Consider the following 25843-nt stretch of genomic DNA (forward strand, 5'->3'; position numbering starts at 1 on the left):
ATGAGCCGAGGTATGGATCAGGCCAAGGGGCTTTTGTCGTATTTCACCCGTCACCGCACGGCGGCCAATCTGGTTCTGGTGATCCTGATCGTGGCCGGGCTGGCGGCGCTGCCGCGGATGCGCTCGCAATTCTTCCCGGATGTCGTGGTCGACACGGTGCGGGTCTCGGTCGCCTGGGAAGGCGCCGGCCCCGAGGATGTGGACAATGGCATCATCCAGGTGTTGGAGCCGACGCTTCTGGCGGTCGAAGGCGTGCTCGAAAGCTCGGCCTCCTCGGTTGAAGGCCGCGGCAATATCACGCTCGAGTTCGAGCCGGGCTGGGACATGCAAAAGGCGGCCGATGATGTGAATGCCGCCATCGACACGGTAACCGAATTGCCGGACGGGGCCGATGACGCGGTGGTGCGTTGGGGCGGCTGGACGGACCGGGTCACCGATGTGGCGATCACCGGGCCGGTGGGGCTCGATCAGCTGACGCGGTTTGCCGATGAACTTGTCGCGCGGCTGTTTGCACGTGGTGTCACCCGCACGACGATCTCGGGCATCGCTGCGCCCGAGACCATTGTCGAAGTGCCGACGCTGAACCTGATCGAACACGATATCTCGATGTCCGATATCGCCAGCGCCATCGCCGCGGAATCGGACACCAGCCCGGCGGGCAGCGTCGGCTCCGGCGGGGCGCGGGTGCGCGCCGGCGTGGAAAAACGCGGCGCCGCGGATATCGCCGCCATCGTCCTCAAGAGCAACGAGGATGGCTCGCAGCTGACCATTGGCGATGTCGCCAACGTGCGCACCGAGGGGCTCGATCGTGACGAGGCCTTCTATGTCGGCGACAACCCGGCGCTCTCTGTGCAGGTGGCGCGTTCGGATCAGGGCGACGCGATCGAGATCCAGGGCATTGTCGAAGAGGTCGCCGCCGAAATGGAGTTGACCCTGCCCGAAGGCGTCACGCTCGATCTCTACCGCACCCGTGCCGAGGCGATCAAAGCCCGGCTGGATCTCTTGTTGTCGAATGGCGCCATGGGGCTCGGGCTTGTGTTGGCGCTGTTGTTCCTGTTCCTGAATGCCCGCACTGCGATCTGGGTCGCCGCCGGCATTCCCGTGGCGATGCTGACCGCGATTGCGCTGATGTATGCCACCGGTATCACCCTCAACATGATCTCGCTTTTCGCGCTGATCATCACCCTCGGCATCGTCGTGGACGACGCCATCGTGGTCGGCGAGCATGCCGATTTCCGGGGCAGGCGGTTGGGCGAGGGGGCGGTGGAAGCTTCGGAGAATGCCGCGCGGCGGATGTTCGCCCCGGTGTTTTCCTCGACGCTCACCACGGTCATCGCCTTTTTCGGCCTGACCGCGATTTCGGGGCGGTTCGGCGATATGATCTCCGATATTCCCTTTACCGTGATCGTGGTGCTCATTGCCTCGCTGGTGGAATGTTTCATCATCCTGCCCAATCACCTGAGCCATTCCCTGGCCGCGCACGCACGAACCCATTGGTACGACTGGCCGTCGCGTCAGGTCGACAAGGTGTTCCGGGTGTTCCGGGAAAAGGTCTTTCGCCGGATCGTGACCTGGGCGGTCAAGCTGCGCTATCCGGTGGCGGCGGCGACCCTCCTGTTGTTGGCCTTTCAGGCCTCGCTGCTGATCACCGGGCAGGTGCAATGGCGGTTCTTCAACTCGCCCGAGCAACCGGTGATCTCCGGCAATTTCGCCATGGCACCGACCGCCGTGCGCAGTGACTCCATGGCGATGATGCAGGAATTGCAGCGCGCCACGGATGTGGTGGCGACCCGCTATGAGGAGGAATACGGCACCAATCCGCTGGCCTATGTGGTGGCGCAGGTCGGCTCCAATGCCGGGCGCGGTCTTTCGGGCACCAGCGCCAAGGAAAATTACCAGCTCGGCGGGATTTCCATCGAATTGATCGATGCCGATCTCCGGCCCTATTCCTCCTTTGCCTTCGTCAGCGATCTGCAGGAAGAGGTGGTCAATCACCCACTGGCGGAAACCGTGTCCTTCCGGCGCGGCCATTTCGGCCCGGGGGGCGACGCCATCGATGTCGATCTCTATGGTGCGGATTCCACCACGCTCAAGGCCGCGGCCGAGGCGCTCAAGACCCGGCTGGCGCAATTCCCGGAAGTCTCGGCGCTCGAAGACAACCTGTCCTACGACAAGGAGGAACTGTCGCTCGAACTGACCCCGCAGGGCGAGGCGCTGGGCTTTTCGATCGACACGCTGGGATCGGTGCTGACCCACCGGCTCGGCGGCATCGAGGCCGCCACTTTCCCGGATGGTATTCGCACCGCGACGATCCGGGTCGAATTGCCCGAAGACGAGTTAACCGCGGATTTCCTCAACCAGACCCAGATGCGCACCGCGACCGGGGACTATGTGCCGCTGTCCGATATCGTCTCGGTCAGCCGCACCACCGGGTTTTCCACCGTGCGGCGCGAAAACGGCCTGCGCATCCTGTCGGTCTCCGGCGATCTGAGCGAGGATAACGCGGCGCGGGCGACAGAGATCCAGGACGAGATCAGCAATGTGATCCTGCCCTCCATCGATGAGGAATTCGGTGTGACCCACCGGATTTCCGGCCTCTCGGAACAGGAGAACCGCTTTCTCTCGGATGCTTTCCTCGGCCTCTCGGGCGTGCTGATCGGCATCTATCTGACGTTGGCCTGGATTTTCTCGAGTTGGACCCGGCCCGTGGTGGTGATGTCGGTGATCCCATTCGGTCTGATCGGCGCGATCCATGGCCATGCGATCTGGGGCGTGCCGCTGTCGATGTTCTCCATCGTCGGCCTGATCGGCATGACCGGGATCATCATCAACGATTCGATCGTGCTCGTGTCCACCGTCGATGAATATGCCCGGGATCGCGGGCTCGTCCCGGCGGTGATCGACGCGGCGGTGGACCGGTTGCGGCCGGTGATGCTGACCACGCTGACCACGGTTCTGGGGTTGGCGCCCCTTCTCTACGAGACTTCCGCCGATGCGCAATTCCTGAAACCGACGGTCATCACGCTTGCTTACGGTCTCGGTTTCGGGATGGTGATCGTGCTGATCCTGGTGCCGGCGATTCTCGCCATGCAGCTCGATGTCGGGCGTCAGGTTGCTGCGCTGCGCCGGGGGCTGGCGCAGCCGCGTCGCAGCGGTGCGGTCGGGCGCAGCCTGATCGGCGCGACGCTGTTTGCGGCAATCTGGTTTGTCCTGACCATCGGACCGCTGCTGTTGCCCGGCCTGATCCCGAACCTGTTCGGTACGGAGGCGTTCGGGCGCGGGCTGGTCCTGTTCCTTGGCGGGGTGGCACTGGTCTTTGCCGGTCTCTATGCGGCGGTCGCCGTGCTGCGCTCCGGCTCAGTCTCCGGCGCCGGGCCGCGTGCGTCGGCACAATGAAACCTGCACAATGAAAGAAACCTGCACAATGAGACCTGTGCAAGAGATGCTGCGGGATAGATGCTGATTAATCCGGGTCAGCCGGCGGAACAGCCGCGCGCCTCATAGGCCTGACCGCCGCCGATCACGGTGATGGTCAGGTCCGAGCGGTCGATGGCAAAGGGCTGCGCATTTGCAGGCACCAGATCGCTTTCGACCTGAATCTGGCGGCCGTTGCGGGTCACCGTGGCCTCGGACACCCAGATGTCGCGGTCAGGATGTTCGATCACCGCCACCTCCTCCGGCCCCAGATCGGGGACGGTCAGCGTGGCGGTGAGCCGCATGCCGTCGGACAAAGGCGCGGCGTCGCAGGCGGCATTCCGAATCTGTTTCGGCTGATCGGCCAGAGCGGCCTTGATCTCGGTGGTCATCGGACCTGTCGCCCCCTCCGGCAACTGCATCTGCAGTTGGGCTTGCAGGGGCATGCAAATGTCCTGACAGACGCCGAGCGACATGGTGCCCTTGAGGGTGATGTCGCCCGCCTGTGTCGGGATGAGCTCCACCGGCAGGATCAGTTCGTGTTCGAACCCCAGATACCACATGTCATTCTGGGCAAAGAGATCCGGCGCCGGCCAATGCAGGGCGATGCCCGCGAGGTTCTGAGAGCCGGCAAAATCGAAAGACGGGGGAATGCCCGCTTCGCCCGGGGCACGCCAATAGGTGTGCCAACCCGGTTCGAGCCGGATCCGGATCGCGGCCATGCGATGACCATTCGACATCTGCCAGCCGGGCAGGATGTCGATCTTGGCCAGATCCGCGTCGTCCTGGGCAAAGCCAGGTGTGGCGCTTGCCAACAGAAGCGCGGTCGTGGCGGCGGTGAACAGCTTGGGCAAAGGGTAGATCATGATGCCGATATAGGCGCTGGGGTGGCCCGGAACAAACTCACATTTACAGGAACTTTGCGTGATCGCGCATCTGTGTGGCCCCTGTGTTGCATTTGAGGCGCGATTTTCCGCCGCCAAGCCTTGCACCCGGACCGGCATTGCGGTGTGGTGGGGCCATGGAAGCACAATCGTCTGACCTCACCGGCAAGCTCCTGATTGCCATGCCCGGGATCGGGGACCCGCGTTTCGCGAACGCGGTGGTGTTGATCTGTGCCCATACGCCCGAAGGGGCGATGGGGCTGATGATCAACAAACGCTCTCAGGAAATCGCCGTCTCCGATGTGCTCGAACAGCTCGAGATCAGACCTTCCCCGGACATGCGCCCATTGCCGGTGCATTTCGGCGGGCCGGTCGAGATCGGCCGGGGCTTCGTTTTGCATTCGACCGATTACAATGCCGATCACGCCTCGATGCATGTCGGCGAGCGGTTTGCGATGACCGCGTCGCGCGATATTCTGCGCGATATGGCTCAGGGGGTCGGACCGATGGAGCGGCTGTTGTGTCTCGGCTATGCCGGCTGGGGGCCGGGACAGCTCGAGGGCGAGATCGCCGACAATGGCTGGCTGAGCTGCGATGCGGCGCCGGAGATCGTCTTCGACACGCCGGATGGCGAAAAATGGGAAGCCGCACTCCTGTCGATGGGGGTCAGCCCGGCGCTGCTTTCCGGCGATGCCGGTCACGCGTGACGCAGCGTCCGGGGTTGGGAGAGCCGAAGGGCTTCGCTACCCTATGCTCAAAGCTGCCCACTGCCATTGATCCCTTCGGAACAGGGGCGACAGCGTTCAGGAGGAGACGGACATGACGTATCGCGCGCCAGTATCGGATTACCAATTCATTCTCGATCATATCGTGAATTTCGCCGCTGTTCTCGAGAGCGACAGTTTTGCCGAAGTGGATGCGGACACCGTGTCGGCGATTCTCGAAGAGGCCGGAAAACTGTCGAGCGACGTGATCGCGCCTCTGGACCGCGGTGGCGATCTCAGCCCGGCCAAACTCGTCGACGGGGTGGTGAACACCTCGCCGGGCTTTGCCGATGCTCTGGGGCAGGTGGCCGAGGGGGGCTGGGTCGGTATGCTGGCGGACCCGGAGAATGGCGGCATGGGCCTGCCTTTGACCGTGGCGACCGCGGTGAATGAGATGATGTCCGGCGCCTGCCTGTCGCTGTCGCTGCAGCCCTTGATGACCCAGGGTCAGATCGAAGCGCTGGAGCACCATGCCTCAGACGCGATCAAGGCGCTCTATATTCCGAAACTCATCTCCGGCGAGTGGACCGGCACGATGAACCTGACGGAATCCGGTGCGGGCTCCGACGTCGGCGCGCTTCGGACCAAGGCCGAGCGCAACGATGACGGCTCCTATGCCATCTCCGGGCAAAAGATCTTCATCACCTGGGGCGACAATGATTTTTCGGAAAATGTCTGTCACCTGGTGCTGGCGCGCCTGCCCGACGGGGTGCCGGGCACCAAAGGCATTTCGCTTTTCATGGTGCCGAAGATCCTCCCGAATGAGGATGGCAGCCTCGGGGAGGCCAACAGTCTCAAGGTCGTGAGCCTCGAGCATAAGCTCGGCATTCACGGCTCGCCCACCTGTGTCATGGAATATGAGGGTGCAAAAGGCTGGCTCGTCGGCGAAGAGCATCAGGGCATGAAATGCATGTTCACCATGATGAACAACGCCCGTCTCGGCGTCGGTGTGCAGGGCGTCGGGATCGCCGAGGCGGCAACGCAAAAGGCGCTGGCCTATTCGCAAGACCGGGTGCAGGGAAAATCGCCCTTGGGGCGCGAGGACGCGGGAATCGTCGATCATGCCGATGTGCGCCGCATGCTCGCCACCATGCGCGCCGATACCTATGTCGCCCGGGCGATTGCGCTAGCCTGTGGTGTGGCACTCGATCTCGGTCGCGATGACAAGGATTGCCTGGCGCGGGGTAATTTCCTCATTCCGATCGCCAAGGCGTTCTCCACCGACATCGGCCACGAGGTCGCCCAGACCGGGGTGCAGGTGCATGGCGGCATGGGCTATATCGAGGAAACCGGCGCGGCGCAGTATGCCCGCGATGCGCGGATCACCTCGATCTATGAGGGCACCAATGGCATTCAGGCCATGGACCTCGTCGGTCGCAAGCTGATGGACGGCGGCGAGGCCGCCTTTGCCATCCTCGACGAGATCGAGGCCTTTGCCGAAGAAGCCCGAGCAACGCTGCCCAACCGGGCGAAAGCCGTGTGGAACGCCGCCGAAACCCTGCGCGAAGGGGTCGAGGCCATGCTGGCGCTCGAGATGAACGACCGGTTTGCCGGGGCTGTGCCTTTCCTGCGTGCGTTTGCCCGGGTGTTGGGCGGCTACTACCATTTGAAAGCCGCGATCTTCGAAGGCGGCGACGGTCCGCGTTCGCGGCTTGCAGCTTTCTACATCAACCGTATGCTGCCCGAACACACGGCATTGCTGGCGCAGGCGCGTCTCGGCGCCGATGATATCTATGCCCTGAGCCCCGAGGACTTGTCCGCCTGATGCATGATCCGATCCGCACGCCCTTCGAGCCACCCGAAATGGGCGGCGTGGTCGAGATCGCAGAGGGGGTGCTCTGGTCGCGCATGCCGCTGCCGATCCCTCTGGCCCATGTGAATGTCTTTACCTTCGATGACGGCGATGGCTGGACCGTGGTGGACACCGGGGTGGACACGGGCAAGAGCCGCACGCTTTGGACTGATCTGATGGCCGGGCCGCTGGGTGGCAGGCCGATCACCCGGGTGATCGCCACCCATCACCATCTCGATCATATCGGTCTCGCAGGCTGGCTGATGACCGAATATGGCGCAGAGCTTCTGACCACACGGACCTCCTATCTGATGGCGCGGATGCTGCGCCTCGACGTGCAGGAAGAACCGACGCCCGAGATGCTTGCCTTCTGGCGCAGCTGTGGCATGGCGCCGGACGTCTATGAAACGCGCCTTTCCGAGCGCCCGTTCAACACCGCCGATGCGGTCGCGCCGCTGCCTCTGGGCTACACGCGGCTGCAGGACGGCGGCGAGATCGAGATCGGCGGGCGGCTTTGGGATATCCGCACCGGCGATGGTCACGCGCCCGAACATGCCACCTTCTGGTCCCGCGACGAGACCTTGGTGATCGGTGGCGATCAGCTTCTGGGCGGGATTTCCCCCAACCTCGGGGTCTCGCCGACCGAGCCGATGGCGGACCCGGTGGGCGACTGGCTCGCCTCTTGCGAGAGATTCGTGCCGCATGCCCGTGACAGCCAATTGGTGCTGACCGGGCACAAGCTGCCCTACACTGGCTTGCCGGCGCGACTAGGTCACCTGATCGACAATCACCGCCATGCGCTTGCGCGGCTGACCGACGCCTTGATGGAGCCCAAAACGGCCTGCGACTGTTTCGAGGTCTTGTTCAAACGCCCGATCAAAGCGGGCGAATACGGGCTCGCCATGGTCGAAGCCATGGCCCATTGTCGCCATCTCGAACATCTGGGGCTTGTCTCCGGCACGCCGAGACAGGATGGTGCGATCCTGTGGCAGGCGACAGGAGGCGACAGATGAGCGGTGGCGATCAGATCCGGACGACGGCAGAGGCACATGAAGAGGCGGCCTTGGCGCAGGCTCGCCCCAATGCCCGTGTCGTCCATGCCGATCCGGACATCAGCTCGGCCGAGCAAAAACCCCTGCCGGAAGCGATCGCCCGCAAACCGGTCGAGGAAAAGAGCCCGGCCGAATGGGCCTATGAACGGCTCATCCTCTATATCCAGAATTTCGAAGAGCAGCTGGACGGTGATCATGAGATCGCCATGGGATTCGCCGGCTCCGACAGCGGCGTGATGCGGATCGAGGGGATCGGGTTTTTCGACCCGGATATCGTCACCTTTTACGGCTCTGACGAGACCGGCGCGAAGACCCAGCTGATCCAGCATGTCACCCAGCTCAACGTTATGTTGCGCGCCCTGCCGAAACAGGTCGATGACGAGGCGCCGGCCCGGATCGGCTTCCGGCTTGTTGCCGATCTGGAACAGGAGGCACCTGTTGAGGCCGAAACAGCGCATGGCGAGAGGTGACAGGCGCGTCTGAATCGTCTAATTCAAAGAAAAACAACAGTGACACGCGACAGTGGAGGAACACGCACAATGGCTGATCACAAGCACGGCGAAATGGACATCACGGTTCAGGAAAAGACCTTTGACGGGTTTATCAAATGGGCAACCTGGGTGGCCGGCGCGGCGATTTTCGTCCTGATCTTCATGGCCGTTTTCAATAGCTAAGACGGATTACCAAGGCTGGGAGCCGAGATTTTGCGAATTCTGCAACGAGTCTTTTGGCTCCTGAGCTTTGCCGTGCTGACCGCTTGCGGGGCAGCCGAGCCGAAATGGGCCCCGGACGCCGAGGTGGCGCGCTCGCATTATGTGCATGGCGCGCCCTACCAGCTGACGTTGTTTACGGTGATCAGCAACAAGAGCGGCTTTGGCGGTCACAGCGCGCTGATGGTCAACGCGCCCGCAGAGCGGGTGATCTTCGATCCGGCGGGGACCTTCTATCATCCGCATCTGCCGGAACGGAACGACGTGCATTTCGGCATGTCCGACGCGGCGGTCGAGTTCTATATTGATTATCATGCGCGCGTGACCTGGCATGTGGTGCGTCAGGACATCACCGTCAGCCCGGAAGTGGCTACGCTCGCTCTGGCGCGGGTTCAGGCCTACGGGGCGGTGCCCAAGGCGCAATGCGCGACCAGCGTGTCATCGATCCTGGCGAACCTGCCGGGGTTCGAGGCCACGCCCCAGACCATGTCGCCGAAAAAGCTGATGACCTGGTTTGCGACCGTGCCGGGGGTGACGGAGAGCACATATTACGACGACAGCCCGGATGAGAACGGTCAGTTGATTCAGGCGCCGCCGCTCTTGCTGCATCATAGCGGCCTGAGCTGAACTGAGACGCGTCGCCGAGCAGGCTTGGCGAAACGGGCTCAGCCGAGCACAGCCCCAAGTCCGAAGAACAGGCCGAGCCCGGTCAGGATCGCCCAGAGCACGTTGCGGGTCCAGACCCCGATGATGATCGTCACTGCGGCGCAAAACAGGCGCAGCGGGTCGGTCTCGGCCTTGGCCCCCAAGAGCATCGGTGCAACCACCGCAGGCAGAACCGCCACCGGCGTGTAGCGCAACAGGCGTAACGCCCAGCCGGGCAGGGGCCGGTCCCCGACGAAGCCGAGAAAGGCAAAGCGGATCAGGAATGTGCCCGCGGCCATGGCGAGGATGATGATCCAGACCTGTGTCGTGCTGGCTTCGATCATGCGGCTGTATCCTTTCTTTTCTCCATCCAGAGCTCCACCTGAGATCCGACGATGAGCGCGGCGGCCGCCGCGACCAAGAGCCCGGTGCCATAGGGCATGAAGCCCAGAAGCAGCACCAGCACGACCGAGGTCAGCGCCGAAGCGACATGGGCCAGGGTCTTGAGCATCGGGGCGACGACGGCGAGGAACGTGATCGGCACGGCGAAATCCATGCCCATATCGGTGGGGATCTTTTCGCCCAGAAGCGCGCCGGCGAGTGTCAGAGCGTACCAGGCGATGGCGATCGGGATCGCGGCACCAAAGAAATAGCCGAGCTTCTCGGACAGGCTCAGATCCGGCTCTTTTTCATATTTGATGGTCGAGAGCGCATAGGGCTGATCATAGAGCATATAGGCGGCAAAGGCGCGGGTCAGGACCGAGGCCTTGCCGAGATGCGGGGTGATTGAGGCGGAATACATGCCCATGCGCAGGTTCACGGCGAGCGCCGTGGCGATGACGATCACCGTCGGCGCGTTCTCCGTCATCAGTTGCAGCGCTGCGAGCTGGGCCGAGCCGGCGATCACCAGAATCGAAAACCCCATGACCTCGACCACATTCAGCCCAGCCTGGGTGGCGATCGCGCCGAAGATCGCGGCAAAGGGCCAGATCACGATGTGAAAGGGCAACCCGTCCCGGGCGCCTTTGAGGAACTGTTGTGCTGCGGGTGAGTAAGACATGACGCCGTCGGAAAATAGGGAGTTTTAAGGTCGCGCCACCCTAAGAGAGTGTCGCGGCCATGACCAATCTAGATTTGTGAATACGGGCCTTGCAGATGCCGATGAGCCGCCCTCTGTGAGGGCGCTCAATATAGCTCAGTCGAAAGTGCCCGTGACCCGGCCCAGAAGCATGAAGGCCCGTGCCGTGCGGCAATCCGAGAGCGCGGCGATTTCCTCGTCGCTGGCGGTCTGTTCGAACTCGGCAAAGGTCTTGTCGAATTTGCGCAGGAAATGATGCACCGCGTCGCGGAAGATCGCATCCTGTTTCATCCGGGCATTGGCGAGCGCCAGAGAGGAGCGGTCCCGCACCCCGCCCAGAGCGGCCACCGAATGGCCGCGCTCGCCCTTGGCAAACCGGCGCCAGATTTCCGGCTTGGCGCGGTCGGGCCGCAGATCGTCCATGTAGATGCCGTCTTGGGACAGCAGCGTCAGCACATCCTGTGCGGCATGGATCAGCTGGCTGACCTTGCGATCCGAGAGCGCCCGGCGAAGCGCCCGGAAGCCCTCCTTGTCCTCGGCCGTTTCCGGGAAATTCAGTGCCTTGATGAAATCGGCCACCGACAGCGGCGGGGCCAGGGTTTCCGACGGGGTGCCAAGCGCCAGCGAGCCCTGTTCCTCGATGAGCGCCGGGGCCGGGATGGCGAGCTTGTCCTCCGGCGGAGTCTGGCCCGGGCGGATCGAGGTGAACGTGGCAAGGGTGTTCTGGGTCTTGCGCTGCGCGGCGGCGATTTCCTCGAGCTTCTGTTCGACGCTCGCCTGCACCGTGCCGCCGGACTGCTGCGCCAGATAGGATTGCCGCATCGCCGAGATCGCCGCCTGCAGCCTGTGGCTCTCCTCGCGCATGGTACGCGCGGAGCGCACGGCCAGCGCGCCAACCCAGATCATCGCCACCGGCATGAAAATCGCGATCAGCATCATCACGAAACGGATCGAATCGAAATCGCCCGTGCCCTTGCCGGTTCCCATGATCATGAAATAACCGGCGGTCATCGCCAGCCACAGAAGCGACAGGATCGCGGCAATCATTTCGGTGGCCGTGATCTTCGGTTCTTCTTCCGGACGTTGATAGACGCCGAGTTCAACCTTGCGAGTGGTATCTTCTGCCAAATGGGCCTCCACGACCGCGACATTCCAATGCGAATGCCCTAACCCCGTACCGATGGGACTCACGCCCGCCTCGGCCGCTCGATAGGTGCCAAAGGTTTCGCGTCAATCACTTGCGCCAAGTGTAACGCGAAACCTGCGCCTCAGGTAGAGGGATCAGATATAGGCGATCTTGAGGATTTCATAGGCCTTTTCGCCGCCCGGGGTGCGCACTTCGACGCTGTCGCCCTCGTCCTTGCCGATCAAGGAACGGGCCAGCGGGGATTTGATGTTCAACAGCCCGCGTTCGATGTCGGCCTCGTGCTCGCCGACGATCTGATAGGTCTTTTCCTCATCCGTATCCTCATCGACGATGGTCACGGTGGCGGAAAATTTGACGGTGCCGGAAAGCGTCTTCGGATCGATCACGTCGGTGAGCGACAGGATGCCCTCGAGCTCCTTGATCCGGCCTTCGATGAAGCTCTGTTTCTCGCGTGCGGAATGGTATTCGGCATTCTCGGACAAATCGCCAAGCTCACGGGCCTCGGCAATGGCCTGAATCACCGCCGGACGTTCCACCGACTTGAGGTTTTTCAGTTCGTCGTTCAGCGCGGTGTGGCCCGCGCGGGTCATGAGAATCTTTTCCATCAGGGCACTCATCTGCACGAAAAAAGCACGGCGGCGCGCGTTCTCGCGCCCCACGTGCTTCGGGTTATTGTCTCTGGTCGGACTACCTGACCCGGAATGGGGGGATATTGCAAGGGGGCAAGACCGGCTTTCTCATTCGGTCCAGAAATTTCTGTCACTGGCGCATTTGTCCAAGGCGCGGGCGATTTTCTGGTCTAAACCTTAATAGACGCAACGAAAGACCGCTTCTCAAATTGACCCTACCCCCGCTTCCCGGTTAGGTAGTCGCCGGAGAGCGCCTGAGCCAGGGAGAAATTTTATGTCAAATATCGAGCGTGAGGCGATGGAATATGACGTCGTGATTGTGGGGGCTGGTCCTGCGGGCCTGTCTGCCGCGATCCGGCTGAAGCAGCTGGACGAGGATCTGAGCGTCGTCGTGTTGGAGAAGGGCTCCGAAGTTGGCGCGCATATTCTTTCCGGCGCCGTGCTCGATCCGGTCGGCATCGATGCGCTGATCCCGGATTGGAAGGAGCGTGGCGCGCCGATCACCACCGCGGTGAAACAGGATGAGTTCCACGTGCTGGGCGAGGCGGGTTCGATCCGCATCCCGAATTTCCCGCTGCCGCCTTTGATGTCGAACCATGGCAAATACATCGTCTCGATGGGCAATGTCTGCCGCTGGATGGCGGAACAGGCCGAGGAGATGGGGGTCGAGATCTTCCCGGGCATGGCCTGTTCGGAGCTGATCTATGGCGACAAGGGCGAGGTCAAGGGCGTGGTCGCGGGCGTCTTCGGGCTTGAGCCCGACGGCACGATCGGGCCGGACACCGAGCCGGGCATGGAGCTGCATGGCAAATACGTGCTGATTTCCGAGGGCGTGCGGGGCTCGCTGGCCAAGGAGATCATCGCCAAATACGAGCTGTCCAAGGGCCGCGATGCGCAGAAATTCGGTCTCGGCATGAAAGAGATCTGGGAGATCGATCCGGACAAGCACAAAGAGGGCAAGGTCTGGCACTCGATGGGCTGGCCGCTGGGCTCGAACGCCGGCGGTGGTGGCTTTGTCTACCATGCCGAGGGCAACCAGCTCTACCTGGGTTTCGTGGTGCACCTGAATTACGAGAACCCCTATCTCTTCCCCTATATGGAATTCCAGCGCTTCAAGACCCATCCGATGGTCAAGGAACTGCTCGAAGGCGGCAAACGCGTGGCTTACGGTGCCCGCGCGATCTCCGAAGGCGGCTATCAGTCGATGCCGAAAGCGGCCTTCCCGGGCGGGGCTCTGCTGGGCTGTTCCGTCGGGCTCGTCAACGTGCCGCGGATCAAGGGCAACCACAACGCGATGCTCTCTGGCAAGGCGGCGGCGGAACATGCCTTTGCCGCCATTCAAGAGGGCCGCTCCGGCGACACGCTCGAGAGCTACGAGCGTGAGCTGCGCGACGGCGCGGTCGGCAAGGATCTCAAGCGCGTGCGCAATGTCAAACCGCTCTGGTCGAAATACGGCATGGTGGCCTCGCTGGCGCTTGGCGGCTTCGACATGTGGACCAATCAGATCGGCTTCTCGCTTCTGGGCACCGTCAAGCACGGCAAGTCTGACGCGCAGGCGACCGGCAAGGCGGCGAAGTTCAAACCGATCGATTATCCGAAGCCCGATGGGGTGATCACCTTCGACCGGCTGACCAACGTGTCCTTTGCGGCCACGAACCACGAGGAAAGCCAGCCGTGCCATTTGAAACTCAAGGACCCGCAGGTGGCGATCGATGTCGATTACAAGGAATTCGGCGGCCCGTCGCAGCGCTATTGCCCGGCAGGCGTCTATGAATACCTGACCGAAGAGGGGCAGGAGCCGAAGTTCGTGGTGAACTTCCAGAACTGCGTGCATTGCAAGACCTGCGACATCAAGGAAGCCAGCCAGAACATCACCTGGACCGTGCCGCAGGGCGGCGACGGGCCCAATTACCCCAACATGTAACGGCAACGTGTTTTCGAAACATCTCAGCGGAGGCCCATGCGGCCTCCGTTTGCGTTGCAGTGGGGGGAGGAGGGCGATAGGCTCGGCGGCAAGACAACTGCCGAAACGGCCAAGGAGATTACAGGTGACAACACGCTCGGGCCGCATGCTTTCCGCCCTCACCGCCATCGGGTTGCTTTTCGGGGGGACAGCGCTGGCGCAGGGCACCGTTTCGAACCCGGATCATGCCGATGCCGGCTCCTATCTTGCCGCACGGCAAGCCACCATGGATCGCAGCTTTCGCACGCTTTCAGACTATGCCACGCGGGCTCTGGCGACCGATCCGAAGAATGCGGTCCTGCTCGAATCCGTGATCTCCGCCTTTATTTCCATGGGCGAATTCGACGAGACCAAAGCCTATGCCACGGTTCTGCGCGGGCTTGAACCGGACAATCAGATGGCCGCCATGGCCGGGCTGACCGTGCTGGCCCGCGACGGTGATTACGACGCTCTCGTCGCCGCCTTGGAGGGTGGTCAAAGCATCAGCACCGTGGTCGACGGGCTCATGCTGGCCTGGGCTCATATCGGTCAGGGTGACATGTCCGCGGCGCTTGAGCTGTTCGACAGGGGCTCCGGCATGGGCCAGGGGTTCGAGCATTTCGGCTCTTACAACAAGGGTCTGGCCCTCGCGCTCGTCGGGGATTTCGAAAGCGCCCTCGCCGCCTTGTCCAACCCGGATATGCCGGCCTCGCGGATCTCGGTGATCGCGCAGGCGGAAATCCTCAGCCAGCTCGAACGCAATGACGAGGCGCTGGCGCTTCTGACCGACAGTTTCGGCGACGGGCCCTATGATGCGGAGCTCGACGGAATCGTGGCGGATCTGACCGCGGGCAAGACCGTGCCTTTCGACGTGGTGCGCGATGCCCGGGATGGCATAGCCGATGTGTTCTACGCCGTGGCCATGGCGCTCAATGGCGGGCTCGATGACGCGTATACGTTGCTTTACGCGCGGATCGCTCAGGAATTGCGCCCGGATCAGTCCGCCTATGTGCTCAACGTCGCGGGGCTGCTGGAGCGGCTCGGCAATTACGATCTGGCGACCTCGGCCTATGATACGATCCCCCAGGATGACCCGGCTTTCCCGATTGCCAGCCTTGGTCGCGCCGATATGCTCAGGGCCTCTGGCAAGGAAGATGCCGCGCTTGAAGTCCTGCGTCAGCTGACCCGCTCGCATCCCGATCTCGACGACGCCCATATCGCTCTGGGCGATGCCCTGCGCCGTCAGGAGCGTTACGAGGAAGCCACCGAAGCCTACACTGTTGTGATCGACCGCCATCAGCCGCCGGGCCGGGCACAATGGCCGATCTATTTCACCCGTGGCACTGCCTATGAGCGGATCGGCGCATGGGACAAGGCGGAGGCCGATTTGCGTCAGGCGCTCGAACTCGAGCCGGGCCAGCCGCGGGTGCTGAACTATCTCGGCTATTCCTTCCTCGAGATGAAGACCAATTTCGACGAGGCGATGGAGATGATCCGCGCGGCGGCCAAGGCACAGCCGCAGGATGGCTATATCACCGACAGTCTCGCCTGGGGGCTGTACCGGCTGCGGCGCTACGACGAGGCCGTCGATCCGATGGAACGTGCGGTTGAACTGATGCCGGTCGACCCGATCATCAATGACCATCTGGGCGATGTCTACTGGGCCGTGGGGCGCGAACGTGAGGCCCGTTTCCAATGGCAGCGCGCCCTGTCTTTCGAGCCGGAAGACAAGGAAGCGACGCGGATTCGCAAGAAGCTCGAGATCGGTCTCGACCGGGTCTTGATCGAGGAAGGCGAGGAGCCGACACGAGGCCCGAATGACGGTTAAGACCTTTGCCCCGGCCAAGATCAACCTGAGCCTGCATGTCACGGGCCAGCGTGAGGATGGCTATCACCTTCTGGACAGTCTCGTGGTCTTTGTCGATCTCGGCGATCAGATCATCGCCGAGCCCGCGAAAACGGCCTCGCTCAGCGTCACCGGACCTTTTGCCGAGGGTGTCCCCGCGGATGAGAGCAATCTGGTGATGAAAGCCGCCGCATTGGTGGAATTCCCGATGGCGATGACGCTCGACAAACATCTGCCGCCGGCCTCCGGGATCGGCGGTGGCTCCGCTGATGCGGCGGCCACCTTGCGGAGTGCGGCGCGTTTGGGGGCCGCCCCGGTGTCGCGCTGCGATGCGCTCAAATTGGGCGCGGATGTGCCGGTCTGTCTGGGCTCCAAACCCGTACGGATGCGCGGCATCGGCGATCATCTCGAGCCGGTCAACCTGCCGCCTTTGCACATGGTCCTGGTCAATCCACGGGTCGAGGTCTCGACGCCGGAGGTATTCAAACGTCTGGCCAAGAAAGACAATCTTGAAATGCCTGATCTCTTGCCGCGCTGGCCGGACTCTCTGGCCTTCATCGATTGGCTGAGCACGCAGCGCAACGATCTCGAGCGCGCGGCGATCGATCTGGTGCCGGAAGTGGCCGCCGCGCTGACCGCGCTGGCGCTCGCCCCGGGGGCACAAATGGTGCGCATGTCCGGTTCCGGTGCCACCTGTTTCGCGCTCTATGATGACCGGAGCAAGGCCGATGCGGCTGCGCATCAGCTGGCCGAGGGCAATCCGTGGTGGTGGGTGAAATCGGCGAGTACGCTGCCGGGGTGAGCCGTGTCAGGGTCGGCTTTGCGGGCGGAGTGGACGTTCGGACGAAGTACCATCCGGCGCGGAACACGGCGAAGCCGCCGCGCTTGCGTCATGCTGAAAGCATACCTCCGGCATAACCCCGTCCCAGCGGGCGAGCGCACTTCCACCCGCGGACAACGGATTGAGTTCACGCGAACTTGGCAAAGATAAAGCGCAGGCCTCACAGGGGGAGTGCTCACCCTCGGACCAGCGCAGACGCTCGGCCTCTAGTGTTTGTTCGCCCAATGGCGGCTCTTCGCACCCGGCAAGAGTCCGGTCAGCGCAGACGTGCCACCACGTAATCGGCGATATCCGACAGCATCCCGGTGATCTCGCCCTGCGGCACGGCAGAGAGCGCGGCTTTCGCCTTGTCGGCCCATTCGAGTGCCACGGCGCGGGTCTCTTCCAGCGCGTCGTGCTTGTTCAAAAGCGCGATCGCATGCGCGAGATCGCCGTCCTCCTGCTTGCCCTTCTCGATGGTGCGCACCCAGAAGGCGCGCTCCTCATCGTCGGCTTTCGCCACCGCCTTGATCACCGGCAGGGTCAGCTTGCGCTCGCGGAAATCGTCGCCGACATTCTTGCCGGTCTGATCAGAGCCCCAGTAATCCAACAGGTCATCGACGATCTGGAAGGAAATCCCGAGCGCATCGCCATAGTCGAACAGGGCTTTCACCACGCGCTCATCGGCCTCGGCCAGAACCCCGCCGACCTCGGTTGCCGCCGAGAACAGGGCCGCGGTTTTGCCGCGCACCACCTGCAGGTAGACGCTCTCGTCGGTCTTGAGATCCTGCGCCGCTGTGAGCTGCAACACCTCGCCCTCGGCAATCGTCGCCGAGGCGTTCGAGAGGATCTGCAAGACCCGCATATTGTCGGCATCGGTCATCAACTGAAAGGCGCGGGCAAAGAGATAGTCGCCGACCAGAACCGAGGATTTGTTGTCCCAGAGCAAGTTTGCCGTCGGACGGCCGCGCCGTTGCGCGCTCTCATCGACCACATCGTCATGCAGGAGCGTCGCGGTATGGATGAACTCGACGGTCGAAGCGAGATGGATGTGATAGGGGCCTTCGTAGCCACAGGCCTTGGCCGCAGCGAGCGTCAGCATCGGCCGCAGCCGTTTGCCGCCGGCCTCGACCAGATGTGCGGTCACTTCCGGGATGCGCGGCGCGTGTTTCGAGGACATCCGCTCGCGGATCAGGGCGTTGACGGCCTCGAGCTCCGGCGCCAGGGCGGCGGCCAATCTCTCATGCGGCTTGACGACGGCTTTTTCCAGACCCATTTGCCCTCCTCGCGGTTTCCCCGGCTCGACAAACCCTTCGGTCTGCCCTTAAATCGTCTTGATGAAACAGCTTCTGCGCACAACCGACCCGACCCAGATCATCTATGCCAAAGCGCTCCTGTCCGGAGAGGATATAGACTGCTTTGAAATGGACGTCCATATGAGCGTCCTCGAAGGCAGCCTTGGCATTTTGCCACGCCGGTTGATGGTCCGGGATGACGATCTGATGCAGGCCCGGCGCATTCTCAAGGACAATGATTTCGAGCTGGAGGAGCTGTGAGCACCGCCGAGGCGGAGCCTGGGTCCGAGCTGAGCCGGGACGCATTCCTCGGTGGGCGCCTGCATCTGTGGCAACCCCGCATGGGCTATCGTGCCGGCGTTGATCCGGTGCTTCTGGCCGCTGCGACGCCAGCGCGTCACGGTCAGAGCGTGCTGGAGTTGGGCTGTGGCGCGGGCGCGGCCTCGCTTTGTCTTGCAACCCGGGTGTCTGGGCTCGAGCTGACCGGGGTTGAGCTGCAGTCGTTCTATGCCGAATTGGCGCGGCGCAACGCGGCGGAAAATAACGTGGCGATGCAGGTTGTCGCGGCGGATCTTCAGCATCTGCCCGGGGATCTGCGGGCACGAAGTTTTGATCATGTCATCGCCAACCCGCCGTATTACGAACGGCACCGTTCGACCGCTGCGGCGGATGCCGGACGGGATGTCGCTTTGGCCGGGGAGACCCCGCTCGGGAACTGGGTCGATGTGGCCGCTCGTCGGCTCAAGCCCAAGGCCTATCTGACGATGATCCAGAAAGCGGATCGCCTGCCGGATCTGATTACTGCATTGGCGGCGCTGGACGGGCGGCTCGGTTCGATCCGTGTGCGCCCGATTCAGCCGCGCGAAGGGCGTGTGGCCGAGCTTGTGATCGTGCAGGCGCGCAAGGGTGGGCGCGCGGGTTTCGTGCTCGAATCTGCCTTGATCATGCACGAAGGGCTCCGCCACGAACACGATGGCGAGAGCTACCGCGCACAGGTCGCAACAATCCTGCGAGATGGCGGGGAATTGCCCTGGTCGAGCTGAGCTTTTGGCAATCTTTCGCGCTTCGTTCACCATGCGTCACATTGTTGCCAAAACAGGCCGTGACACGACTCAAATTCTATGGTGCAGTTGTTACATAGCTTTTACAAAGCTGCACCCAACAGAGAGGAGAAGACATGAGCTTGACGTCCCATATCGAGGAACTGAAGAAAAAGCACAAATCCCTCTCGGAGGCCGTTGAGACCGCTCAACGTTCGCCGGGCATCGATGATCTTCGGATCGCCGACCTGAAGAAACAGAAACTCCGGATCAAGGAAGAAATTGCGCGTCTGTCCACCACCTGACGCCAGAATATCTCTTGAAGCTATTCGGTTTGGCGGCTTTGAAAGGCGGCCAGACCGGCCCCGGCGGTAATCAGCACCGCAGACAGAATGAGGGTTGCACGCGGCTCCGCGATCCCGACAGCAACCAGAACTAGGGTCGACAGCAGGGGCGCCGCATAGGATGCCGTCCCCAGAAGCTGGATATTCCCGCGTTTCACCCCGATATCCCAGACATAAAAGGCCGCGCCGACCGGGCCGATGCCAAGTGCGATCATGCTGGCCCAGCCAAGCTGGGTCGAGGGCCAGACGGTCTCTTCCAGAGCCAGATGGGTGACGAGTGACAGCGCGGCGGTGGCAAGGCAATAGACGGTCACGACCATGCTCGACACGGCGCCGAATTTCCGCGAAATCACCGAATAGCTCGACCAGGTGAGCGCACAGGCCGCGGCCAGCAGGTAGCCCGCCATATGGCCGCCGGAAAAGCTCGCGCCCTTGGCAACGATCAGCGCGGCGCCGAGAAAGGACACAGCCGCGCCGACGAGATGCAGCGGGCGAAGGCGTTCGCCGGGCAAAAGCCCGGAAAACAGCACGATCAACAGCGGCCAGAGATAGGCTATCAGCCCGGCCTCGGCGGGCGGTGCCGCTTTCAGGGCCGAGAAATACAGGAAGTGATAGCCAAACAGCCCGACCGTGCCGAAGGCGTAGATCGACAGCGGCACGCCCCTGAGCTCATGCCAGCGCCCGGTGGCCGTGGTCCAGATCACGCCGATCAGGCCGCCGATGGTGAAGCACACGGTGTTGAGTTGCAGTGCCGGCACCTCGCTGGCGCCGACGGTGAACAGCGCCAGAAGCGCCCAGAGGAGAACGGCGATAAAGCCGATGAATGTCGCGGTCGATCGGGTCATGCGGTGATTAAGACGGAACCCTCGGGGATCGCAACAAAAAAGGGGGGCGCCATCCGGCGATCCCCCTGTGCAAGGCTTTTGCAGCGTTGATCAGGTCAGATACTGACCACCGTTCGCGGTGATGGTCGAGCCGGTGATGAACCCTGCATCATCGGAGGCGAGGAAGACCACGCAGCGCGCGATGTCCTCGGGTTCGCCGAGACGACCGACCGGAATCGTCGAGATGATCGATTCGCGCACTTTCTCGGGCACGGCCATGACCATTTCGGTCGCGACGTAGCCGGGGCAGATCACGTTGACGGTGATGCCGGCCCGCGCACCTTCCTGGGCCAGCGCCTTGGTAAAGCCGATATCGCCGGCTTTGGCGGCGGAATAGTTGGCCTGGCCGAACTGACCTTTCTGACCGTTGATCGAGCTGATGTTGATCACCCGACCGAATTTGCGTTCGCGCATGCCGGGCCAAAGCGGGTGGGTCATGTTGAAGACACCCGAAAGGTTGGTGTCCATGACCTCTTGCCATTGTTCGCGGCTCATCTTGTGGAAGGGCGCATCACGGGTGATGCCGGCGTTGTTCACCAGCACCTCGACCGGGCCGAGATCGGCTTCGACCTTGGCGATGCCTTCGGCGCAGGCGTCATAATCGGCCACCGACCACTTGTAGGTCTTGATGCCGGTTTCCTCGGTGAATTTCGCAGCGGCCTCATCATTGCCGGCATAGGTGGCGGCGACGGTGTAGCCGGCGTTTTTCAGCGCGATCGAAATCGCGGCGCCAATTCCGCGGGACCCACCGGTCACAAGAGCGACTCTGGACATGATATTCCTCCCAATCAAATTTCGCTTCGAAATCTTGTTACTCAAAATATTCTGCACTCGCAACAATATTGCTTATGCAAATGCAGAAAATTTTGTCTCCCTCAGGTCGGGATCTCCTGAGCATGGACAAAGAAAAAGGGGCCGTAAAGACGGCCCCTGAAGAAGATTTTATGTCAGTTGAGCGGATGTCAGTCGCGCTCGACGCAGACCGCAACCCCCATGCCGCCGCCGATGCAGAGCGTGGCGAGGCCTTTCTTGGCGTCGCGGCGCTGCATTTCGAACAACAGGGTGTTGAAGATGCGGGCGCCCGAGGCGCCGATCGGGTGACCGATGGCAATGGCGCCGCCGTTGACGTTGACGATGGCCGGGTCCCAGCCCATGTCCTTGTTCACGGCGCAGGCCTGGGCGGCGAAGGCCTCGTTGGCTTCTACCAGATCGAGATCCTCGGGCTTCCAGCCGGCTTTCTCCAGCGCCTTGCGCGAGGCATAGATCGGACCGACGCCCATGATCGACGGGTCGAGGCCGGCGGTGGCGTAGGAAACGATGCGGGCGAGCGGCTGGATGCCGCGTTTCTCGGCATTCTCGGCGGACATCAGGAGCACACCGGCGGCGCCGTCATTGATGCCCGAGGCGTTGCCCGCGGTCACGGAGCCTTCCTTGTCGAAGGCCGGGCGCAGTTTCTGCATGTTCTCGATGGTGGCGCCGTGACGGATGTACTCGTCCTGATCCACGATGGTCTCGCCCTTGCGGGTCTTGACGGTGAAGGGCACGATCTCGTCGGCGAATTTGCCGGCTTTCTGAGCGGCTTCCGCCTTGTTCTGCGACGCCAATGCAAACTCGTCCTGCATCTCGCGGGAGACTTGCCACTGCTTGGCGACATTCTCGGCGGTGATCCCCATGTGATAGCCGTTGAAGGCATCCCAGAGACCGTCCTTGATCATCGAATCGATGAATTTCATGTCGCCCATCTTGTGACCGGCGCGCAGGTTGGCGACATGAGGCGACATGGACATGTTTTCCTGACCGCCGGCACAGACGATCTCGGCATCACCCAAGAGGATGTGCTGGGCGCCCAATGCGATGGTGCGCAGGCCCGAGCCACAGACCTGGTTGATGCTCCAGGCGGCGGATTCGATCGGCAGACCGGCATTGATATGAGCCTGGCGGGCGGGGTTCTGGCCCTGACCGGCCGTCAACACCTGACCAAGAATGGTTTCGGATACTTCGCCCTTTTCGATGCCGGCGCGTTCCACCAGTGCCTCGAGCACCGTGGCGCCAAGTTCATGTGCAGGCGTATTTGCGAAGGACCCGGAAAAACTGCCGACGGCGGTCCGTGCGGCAGATGCGATAACGACATTGGTCATGATGACACTCTCTCTCCCATTGCGGTTGTGGGGAGATTGCCCAAAGGTCGCGATATTTGCAACAAAGTTGCGCGACTCCCCAAAGAAGCTGTATGCTGCAAGCGCAGCATTTTCAACCTTCAATAGAGCCTGAAGAGAGAGATGAGGCGCTTTGCCGCCCGTTCGGGCCGGGATTCGTCTCAGCCCGGGAGAGAGCGAGGCGGCTTGCGGCCGGTTTCAGCCCGCTTTGCGCTGGGTCTCGCGGTCGCGCCAGACCGGATCGATGGTGGCGGCCCCGAAATAATGCCCCTGCATGCAATCGATTCCGATCTCGGTCAGATAAGCGGCATCCTCGGCGGTCTCGACGAATTCGGCCACGGTATACATGTCGAAATGTTTGGCCACGGAGACCAGCGCCTGGGTCAGCACCTGATTGTCCGGATTGTCGGCGATGCCGCGGATGAACTCGCCGTCGATCTTGACCATGTCGAAATAGAAGTCTTTCAGATAGCGGAAGGCGGTGTAGCCGGCGCCGAAATCATCCAGCGCGAAGGAAATGCCCATCGATTGCAGGTCGGACATGAAGACCGAGACGAGATCGGGCATCACCATGGCCGAGCTTTCCGTGATCTCGAGGATCAGCCGTTCGGCAATGGTCTGGTCCTTGGACAGGCCGGCCATCAGGGTCTCTTTCCAGCGCGGATAGCCAATCGAGCGCGCGGACATATTGATGGCGAGGCGCAGGCCGGGGTTTTCACCAAGCGCGTCGAGACCCATTTCCAGAGCCAGACAATCGAGCTGGCGCCCGGTCTCGGTGGTTTCGGCGACTTCGATGAATTCACGGGCCGGGATCACGCGCCCGGTCTTGTCGAGAACGCGGATCAGCCCCTCGTAAAAGGCGGGACGATCCGGGCGCAGGGTCTGTACGATCGGCTGATAGGCCAGCATGACCTGTTTTTTCTTCAGGGCTTCCCGAACCATCTCAATGGTGTGGCGGTCCCGGTCGGCAATGGCTGCGGACAGGGGGCTCCCCAATTCGTTGTGGTCGTAGAAAGAGTCGTTCATCCTGTCACCTAGCTGTTCGCATTTGCGTTGCTCCCAATTTCGCGCTGTTCGGATAACATCAGGTAAATTTTCCGAGTTGGTGGAAGATTTATGTGAAGAGGAGCGTAATTTTTCAAGCTATTGAATTCATGTGATAAAAATGAATTCATGCACGTTTGTAAGCGATATTTTTCAGATTTTTCGTTAAATTTTACTTTCATACTCGTGGCGACATTTGCGCGCAGAGGGCCGGTTTCCCCGGTCTGCGGGAATCGGTCGTGACGGCGCAATGCCGGTCGCCGGCCAATCGCGGAGGGGCCGGTGACTGGAGGCCGGCGCGCGGAGGAAGGAATGTGCGGAGCGCAGGGCCGGCAAACCCATGCAACTGGCGGATCGTCTGCTGATCGGCGCCATATTTCGTCATTCGCCCGCGGCTCAGATGATTTTCTCGGCACTTTCGGGCGACAAGCTTAACCAGATTGAAAGCAAGCTTTGGTCCACTGCCGACAAACGAGCCAATAGGATTTGCGATGTCGCATCATTATTCCAAGTCAACCTTCACGACGGCCCAGCATGAAGTTCCTTTCGAGATGGAAGAGATTTTCTTTTCCAGAACGGACGAGCGCGGTGTGATCGCGGCGGGCAATGAGGTGTTCCGGCGGGTTGCCGGCTATTCATGGGATGAACTGGTGGGGGCGCCGCACAAGATCATCCGGCACGAGGACATGCCGAAAGGCGTCTTTTATATCCTCTGGGAGCGGATCAAACGCGGCATGGCGACCGGTGCCTATGTCAAGAACCGGGCCAAGGATGGGCGGTACTACTGGGTCTATGCGATCGTGTCGCCGATCGAGGGCGGCTATGTTTCGGTCCGGATGAAACCGTCTTCCGAGGTGTTCGGAACCACGCGGGCGCTCTACGCCGAGATGCTGAAGCGCGAGAAGGAAGAGGGAATCAGTCCGGAGGAGAGTGCCGCGGCCATTCGGGAGGCGCTCAAGACCCTCGGCTTCTCGAGCTACGGCGCCTTCAGCTCGCTGGCGGTCACGGAAGAAATGCAGGCCCGTGACAAGGCGCTCGGCCGCCTTGCCGACGGGCGGTTGCAGAGCCTCAAGGATCTTTTGCCGACGCTTGAGGAGCTCAACAAGCAACAGAATTCCCTGTTCGAATCCTTTGCCAAGATCCGCAGCATTCCGTCGAACATGCGGATCGTGGCCTCGCGTCTCGAACCGGCGGGGGGGCCGATCTCGGCGATTTCGCAGAATTACCGGCTGATGTCGGATGAGGTGACCAACCATCTCGGCGGTTTTCGGGTCGAGGGCGGCAAGCGCAGCCTGACCGAATCAGTCATGGCCCGGGTGTTCAACGGTCTGTTCATGGTGGCGACATCGCGACTGCAACGAGAAGTTCGCGAGGTCGCCCGCGCAGATCTGTTGAAACACACCGAGCGCGACGGCTTTCAGACCGAGGTCGAGGTGCTTACCAATCTGATGGATCGCTACAAGCTCGAATCCGGTTCGGTGCTGTCGTCGGTCTTCACCGATGTGACCGCTCTCACCCGTTCGGCGAAAGATCTGCGTCAATTGGTGACCGGGCTCGATTCCATTCGGGTGTTGTGCCGGGTCGAAGCCGGGCGTCTCGGGGCGCAATCGGCCTCTCTGATCCCGGTGATCAACCAGCTTGACACGTTCCATGTCGAAATCGATGCCGCGTTGGAGCAGATCATGAAACTGGCGGATCGGATCAAGGCGCTGGTCGAAGAGGCCATGCCACGGTCGCTCACCGGGTCGATCTACGGATCGGCCGATTACTGATCCGTCGTGGCAGTCTCCTGCAAGAGTTGCCTGACAATGGCCTGTGCCGACGGCGAAAACCATTCGGCGTCGCCGGTCATGCGGGCAACCTCCTGGCCCTCGGGCGAGATCAGCACCGTCACCGGCAGGCCGAGCACCCCCATGTCCCGCGCCATGGCGCCGGTGGCATCCAGATGCAGCGGCAGGGAGGTGATCTCCGCCTCCTTGAGAAACCGCTCGACCGCCGGGCGCGGATTATGCCCGGTGGCGATCGGCAACACCGTCAGGCCCTGATCCTCGAATTCCGCCGAGAGCGCGTCGAGCGCCGGCATCTCCTTGCGGCAGGGCGCGCACCAGGTGGCCCAGAAGTTCAGCAGCACCCATTGCCCTTGGTAATCCGCGAGGGTTTCTTCCGCCCCGTCACCATCGGTGAAGGGCAGGGCCGAGACCTCTTTCGGTTCCGAGTGAAAGCCGAGTTTCTGCAGGCTTCCCTCGCGCAGCGCCGCAGCCGTGCTCAGGTCCAGTGCGGTGGCGGGAATTGCACCCAGGCTCAGGGCCGTATAAAGGGTTGCGGCAATCAGTTTTTTCAGCATGCGGGACACGTCC

25 protein-coding genes are annotated in these 25843 nt (G+C 62.2%); 14 read left to right on the forward strand and 11 right to left on the reverse strand.

Annotated elements, in window-relative coordinates; all coding sequences use genetic code 11:
• Positions 1–3396, forward strand: coding sequence for an efflux RND transporter permease subunit (locus BM151_RS15225; protein ID WP_090061604.1), 3396 nt, complete (start codon positions 1–3; stop codon positions 3394–3396).
• Between the two features lie 77 nt (positions 3397–3473).
• On the opposite strand, the gene BM151_RS15230 is transcribed toward BM151_RS15225, so the two are convergent.
• Positions 3474–4280, reverse strand: coding sequence for a protein-disulfide reductase DsbD domain-containing protein (locus tag BM151_RS15230; protein WP_218151377.1), 807 nt, complete (start codon positions 4278–4280; stop codon positions 3474–3476).
• Between the two features lie 155 nt (positions 4281–4435).
• On the opposite strand from BM151_RS15230, the gene BM151_RS15235 reads away from it, so the two are divergent.
• The 6 genes from BM151_RS15235 (at position 4436) to BM151_RS15260 (ending at position 9243) form a co-directional block, all read left to right on the forward strand.
• Positions 4436–5005 (forward strand): YqgE/AlgH family protein, encoded by a 570-nt coding sequence (locus BM151_RS15235; RefSeq protein WP_090061606.1) that lies wholly within the window; start codon positions 4436–4438, stop codon positions 5003–5005.
• A gap of 112 nt (positions 5006–5117) precedes the next feature.
• Entirely contained in the window at positions 5118–6827 is a 1710-nt protein-coding gene (locus BM151_RS15240) for an acyl-CoA dehydrogenase (protein WP_090061607.1), read from the forward strand.
• Positions 6827–7867: an MBL fold metallo-hydrolase gene (locus BM151_RS15245; protein ID WP_090061608.1), complete on the forward strand. Its 1041-nt coding sequence runs from the start codon at positions 6827–6829 to the stop codon at positions 7865–7867. Before BM151_RS15240 ends, BM151_RS15245 begins: the two co-directional genes overlap by 1 nt.
• Positions 7864–8376, forward strand: coding sequence for a DUF6173 family protein (locus tag BM151_RS15250; protein ID WP_090061609.1), 513 nt, complete (start codon positions 7864–7866; stop codon positions 8374–8376). The genes BM151_RS15245 and BM151_RS15250 overlap by 4 nt, the downstream gene beginning before the upstream one ends.
• 69 nt (positions 8377–8445) lie before the next feature.
• Positions 8446–8580 carry an aa3-type cytochrome c oxidase subunit IV gene (locus BM151_RS15255; RefSeq protein ID WP_090061610.1) on the forward strand — a complete coding sequence of 45 codons (135 nt, stop codon included), beginning with the start codon at positions 8446–8448 and terminating at the stop codon, positions 8578–8580.
• 30 nt (positions 8581–8610) lie between these two features.
• Positions 8611–9243, forward strand: coding sequence for a hypothetical protein (locus BM151_RS15260; RefSeq protein ID WP_342714583.1), 633 nt, complete (start codon positions 8611–8613; stop codon positions 9241–9243).
• A gap of 38 nt (positions 9244–9281) precedes the next feature.
• Here BM151_RS15260 and BM151_RS15265 read toward each other — a convergent pair whose 3' ends face one another.
• The 4 genes from BM151_RS15265 to greA form a co-directional block, all read right to left on the reverse strand.
• A complete protein-coding gene (locus BM151_RS15265) occupies positions 9282–9605 on the reverse strand; it encodes an AzlD domain-containing protein (RefSeq protein ID WP_090061611.1) in 324 nt (107 codons plus the stop codon).
• Positions 9602–10321: an AzlC family ABC transporter permease gene (locus tag BM151_RS15270; protein WP_090061612.1), complete on the reverse strand. Its 720-nt coding sequence runs from the start codon at positions 10319–10321 to the stop codon at positions 9602–9604. The genes BM151_RS15265 and BM151_RS15270 overlap by 4 nt, the downstream gene beginning before the upstream one ends.
• A 135-nt stretch (positions 10322–10456) precedes the next feature.
• Positions 10457–11467, reverse strand: coding sequence for a hypothetical protein (locus BM151_RS15275; RefSeq protein WP_245781229.1), 1011 nt, complete (start codon positions 11465–11467; stop codon positions 10457–10459).
• Positions 11468–11620: 153 nt separating this feature from the next.
• Entirely contained in the window at positions 11621–12091 is a 471-nt protein-coding gene (gene greA, locus BM151_RS15280) for a transcription elongation factor GreA (protein WP_090061725.1), read from the reverse strand.
• A 298-nt stretch (positions 12092–12389) separates the two neighbouring features.
• Here greA and BM151_RS15285 point away from each other — a divergent pair, with 298 nt between their 5' ends.
• The 3 genes from BM151_RS15285 to BM151_RS15295 all read left to right on the forward strand — a co-directional run bounded on the left by BM151_RS15285 (position 12390) and on the right by BM151_RS15295 (position 16705).
• On the forward strand, positions 12390–14039 hold the full coding sequence (locus BM151_RS15285; protein ID WP_090061614.1) for an electron transfer flavoprotein-ubiquinone oxidoreductase: 1650 nt from the start codon (positions 12390–12392) through the stop codon (positions 14037–14039).
• A 124-nt stretch (positions 14040–14163) separates the two neighbouring features.
• Positions 14164–15885: a tetratricopeptide repeat protein gene (locus BM151_RS15290; RefSeq protein ID WP_090061615.1), complete on the forward strand. Its 1722-nt coding sequence runs from the start codon at positions 14164–14166 to the stop codon at positions 15883–15885.
• The gene (locus BM151_RS15295) at positions 15875–16705 is read left to right on the forward strand and encodes a 4-(cytidine 5'-diphospho)-2-C-methyl-D-erythritol kinase (protein ID WP_090061616.1); all 831 of its coding nucleotides are present in this window, start codon (positions 15875–15877) and stop codon (positions 16703–16705) included. Before BM151_RS15290 ends, BM151_RS15295 begins: the two co-directional genes overlap by 11 nt.
• Before the next feature lie 295 nt (positions 16706–17000).
• On the opposite strand, the gene BM151_RS15300 is transcribed toward BM151_RS15295, so the two are convergent.
• On the reverse strand, positions 17001–17999 hold the full coding sequence (locus BM151_RS15300; protein WP_090061617.1) for a polyprenyl synthetase family protein: 999 nt from the start codon (positions 17997–17999) through the stop codon (positions 17001–17003).
• A 61-nt stretch (positions 18000–18060) separates the two neighbouring features.
• Here BM151_RS15300 and BM151_RS15305 point away from each other — a divergent pair, with 61 nt between their 5' ends.
• The 3 genes from BM151_RS15305 (at position 18061) to BM151_RS15315 (ending at position 19363) form a co-directional block, all read left to right on the forward strand.
• Entirely contained in the window at positions 18061–18279 is a 219-nt protein-coding gene (locus BM151_RS15305; protein ID WP_090061618.1) for a putative signal transducing protein, read from the forward strand.
• Positions 18276–19061 (forward strand): tRNA1(Val) (adenine(37)-N6)-methyltransferase, encoded by a 786-nt coding sequence (locus tag BM151_RS15310; RefSeq protein WP_245781230.1) that lies wholly within the window; start codon positions 18276–18278, stop codon positions 19059–19061. The genes BM151_RS15305 and BM151_RS15310 overlap by 4 nt, the downstream gene beginning before the upstream one ends.
• A gap of 134 nt (positions 19062–19195) precedes the next feature.
• Positions 19196–19363, forward strand: coding sequence for a YdcH family protein (locus BM151_RS15315; protein WP_090061619.1), 168 nt, complete (start codon positions 19196–19198; stop codon positions 19361–19363).
• A gap of 20 nt (positions 19364–19383) precedes the next feature.
• Here BM151_RS15315 and yddG read toward each other — a convergent pair whose 3' ends face one another.
• The 4 genes from yddG to BM151_RS15335 form a co-directional block, all read right to left on the reverse strand.
• The gene (gene yddG, locus BM151_RS15320; protein ID WP_090061620.1) at positions 19384–20247 is read right to left on the reverse strand and encodes an aromatic amino acid exporter YddG; all 864 of its coding nucleotides are present in this window, start codon (positions 20245–20247) and stop codon (positions 19384–19386) included.
• Between the two features lie 90 nt (positions 20248–20337).
• The gene (phbB, locus tag BM151_RS15325) at positions 20338–21060 is read right to left on the reverse strand and encodes a beta-ketoacyl-ACP reductase (protein WP_090061621.1); all 723 of its coding nucleotides are present in this window, start codon (positions 21058–21060) and stop codon (positions 20338–20340) included.
• A gap of 188 nt (positions 21061–21248) precedes the next feature.
• Positions 21249–22424: an acetyl-CoA C-acetyltransferase gene (locus BM151_RS15330; protein WP_090061622.1), complete on the reverse strand. Its 1176-nt coding sequence runs from the start codon at positions 22422–22424 to the stop codon at positions 21249–21251.
• Between the two features lie 216 nt (positions 22425–22640).
• Positions 22641–23468 carry an EAL domain-containing protein gene (locus tag BM151_RS15335; protein WP_090061623.1) on the reverse strand — a complete coding sequence of 276 codons (828 nt, stop codon included), beginning with the start codon at positions 23466–23468 and terminating at the stop codon, positions 22641–22643.
• 509 nt (positions 23469–23977) lie between these two features.
• On the opposite strand from BM151_RS15335, the gene BM151_RS15340 reads away from it, so the two are divergent.
• Positions 23978–25258 (forward strand): PAS domain-containing protein, encoded by a 1281-nt coding sequence (locus BM151_RS15340; protein ID WP_090061624.1) that lies wholly within the window; start codon positions 23978–23980, stop codon positions 25256–25258.
• On the opposite strand, the gene BM151_RS15345 is transcribed toward BM151_RS15340, so the two are convergent.
• A complete protein-coding gene (locus BM151_RS15345; protein ID WP_090061625.1) occupies positions 25252–25830 on the reverse strand; it encodes a TlpA disulfide reductase family protein in 579 nt (192 codons plus the stop codon). The two genes, BM151_RS15340 and BM151_RS15345, sit on opposite strands and share 7 nt — an antisense overlap.
• Between the last annotated feature and the right edge of the window lie 13 nt (positions 25831–25843).

Origin of the sequence: Celeribacter neptunius, from assembly GCF_900113955.1 — a bacterium.
Classification (GTDB): domain Bacteria; phylum Pseudomonadota; class Alphaproteobacteria; order Rhodobacterales; family Rhodobacteraceae; genus Celeribacter; species Celeribacter neptunius.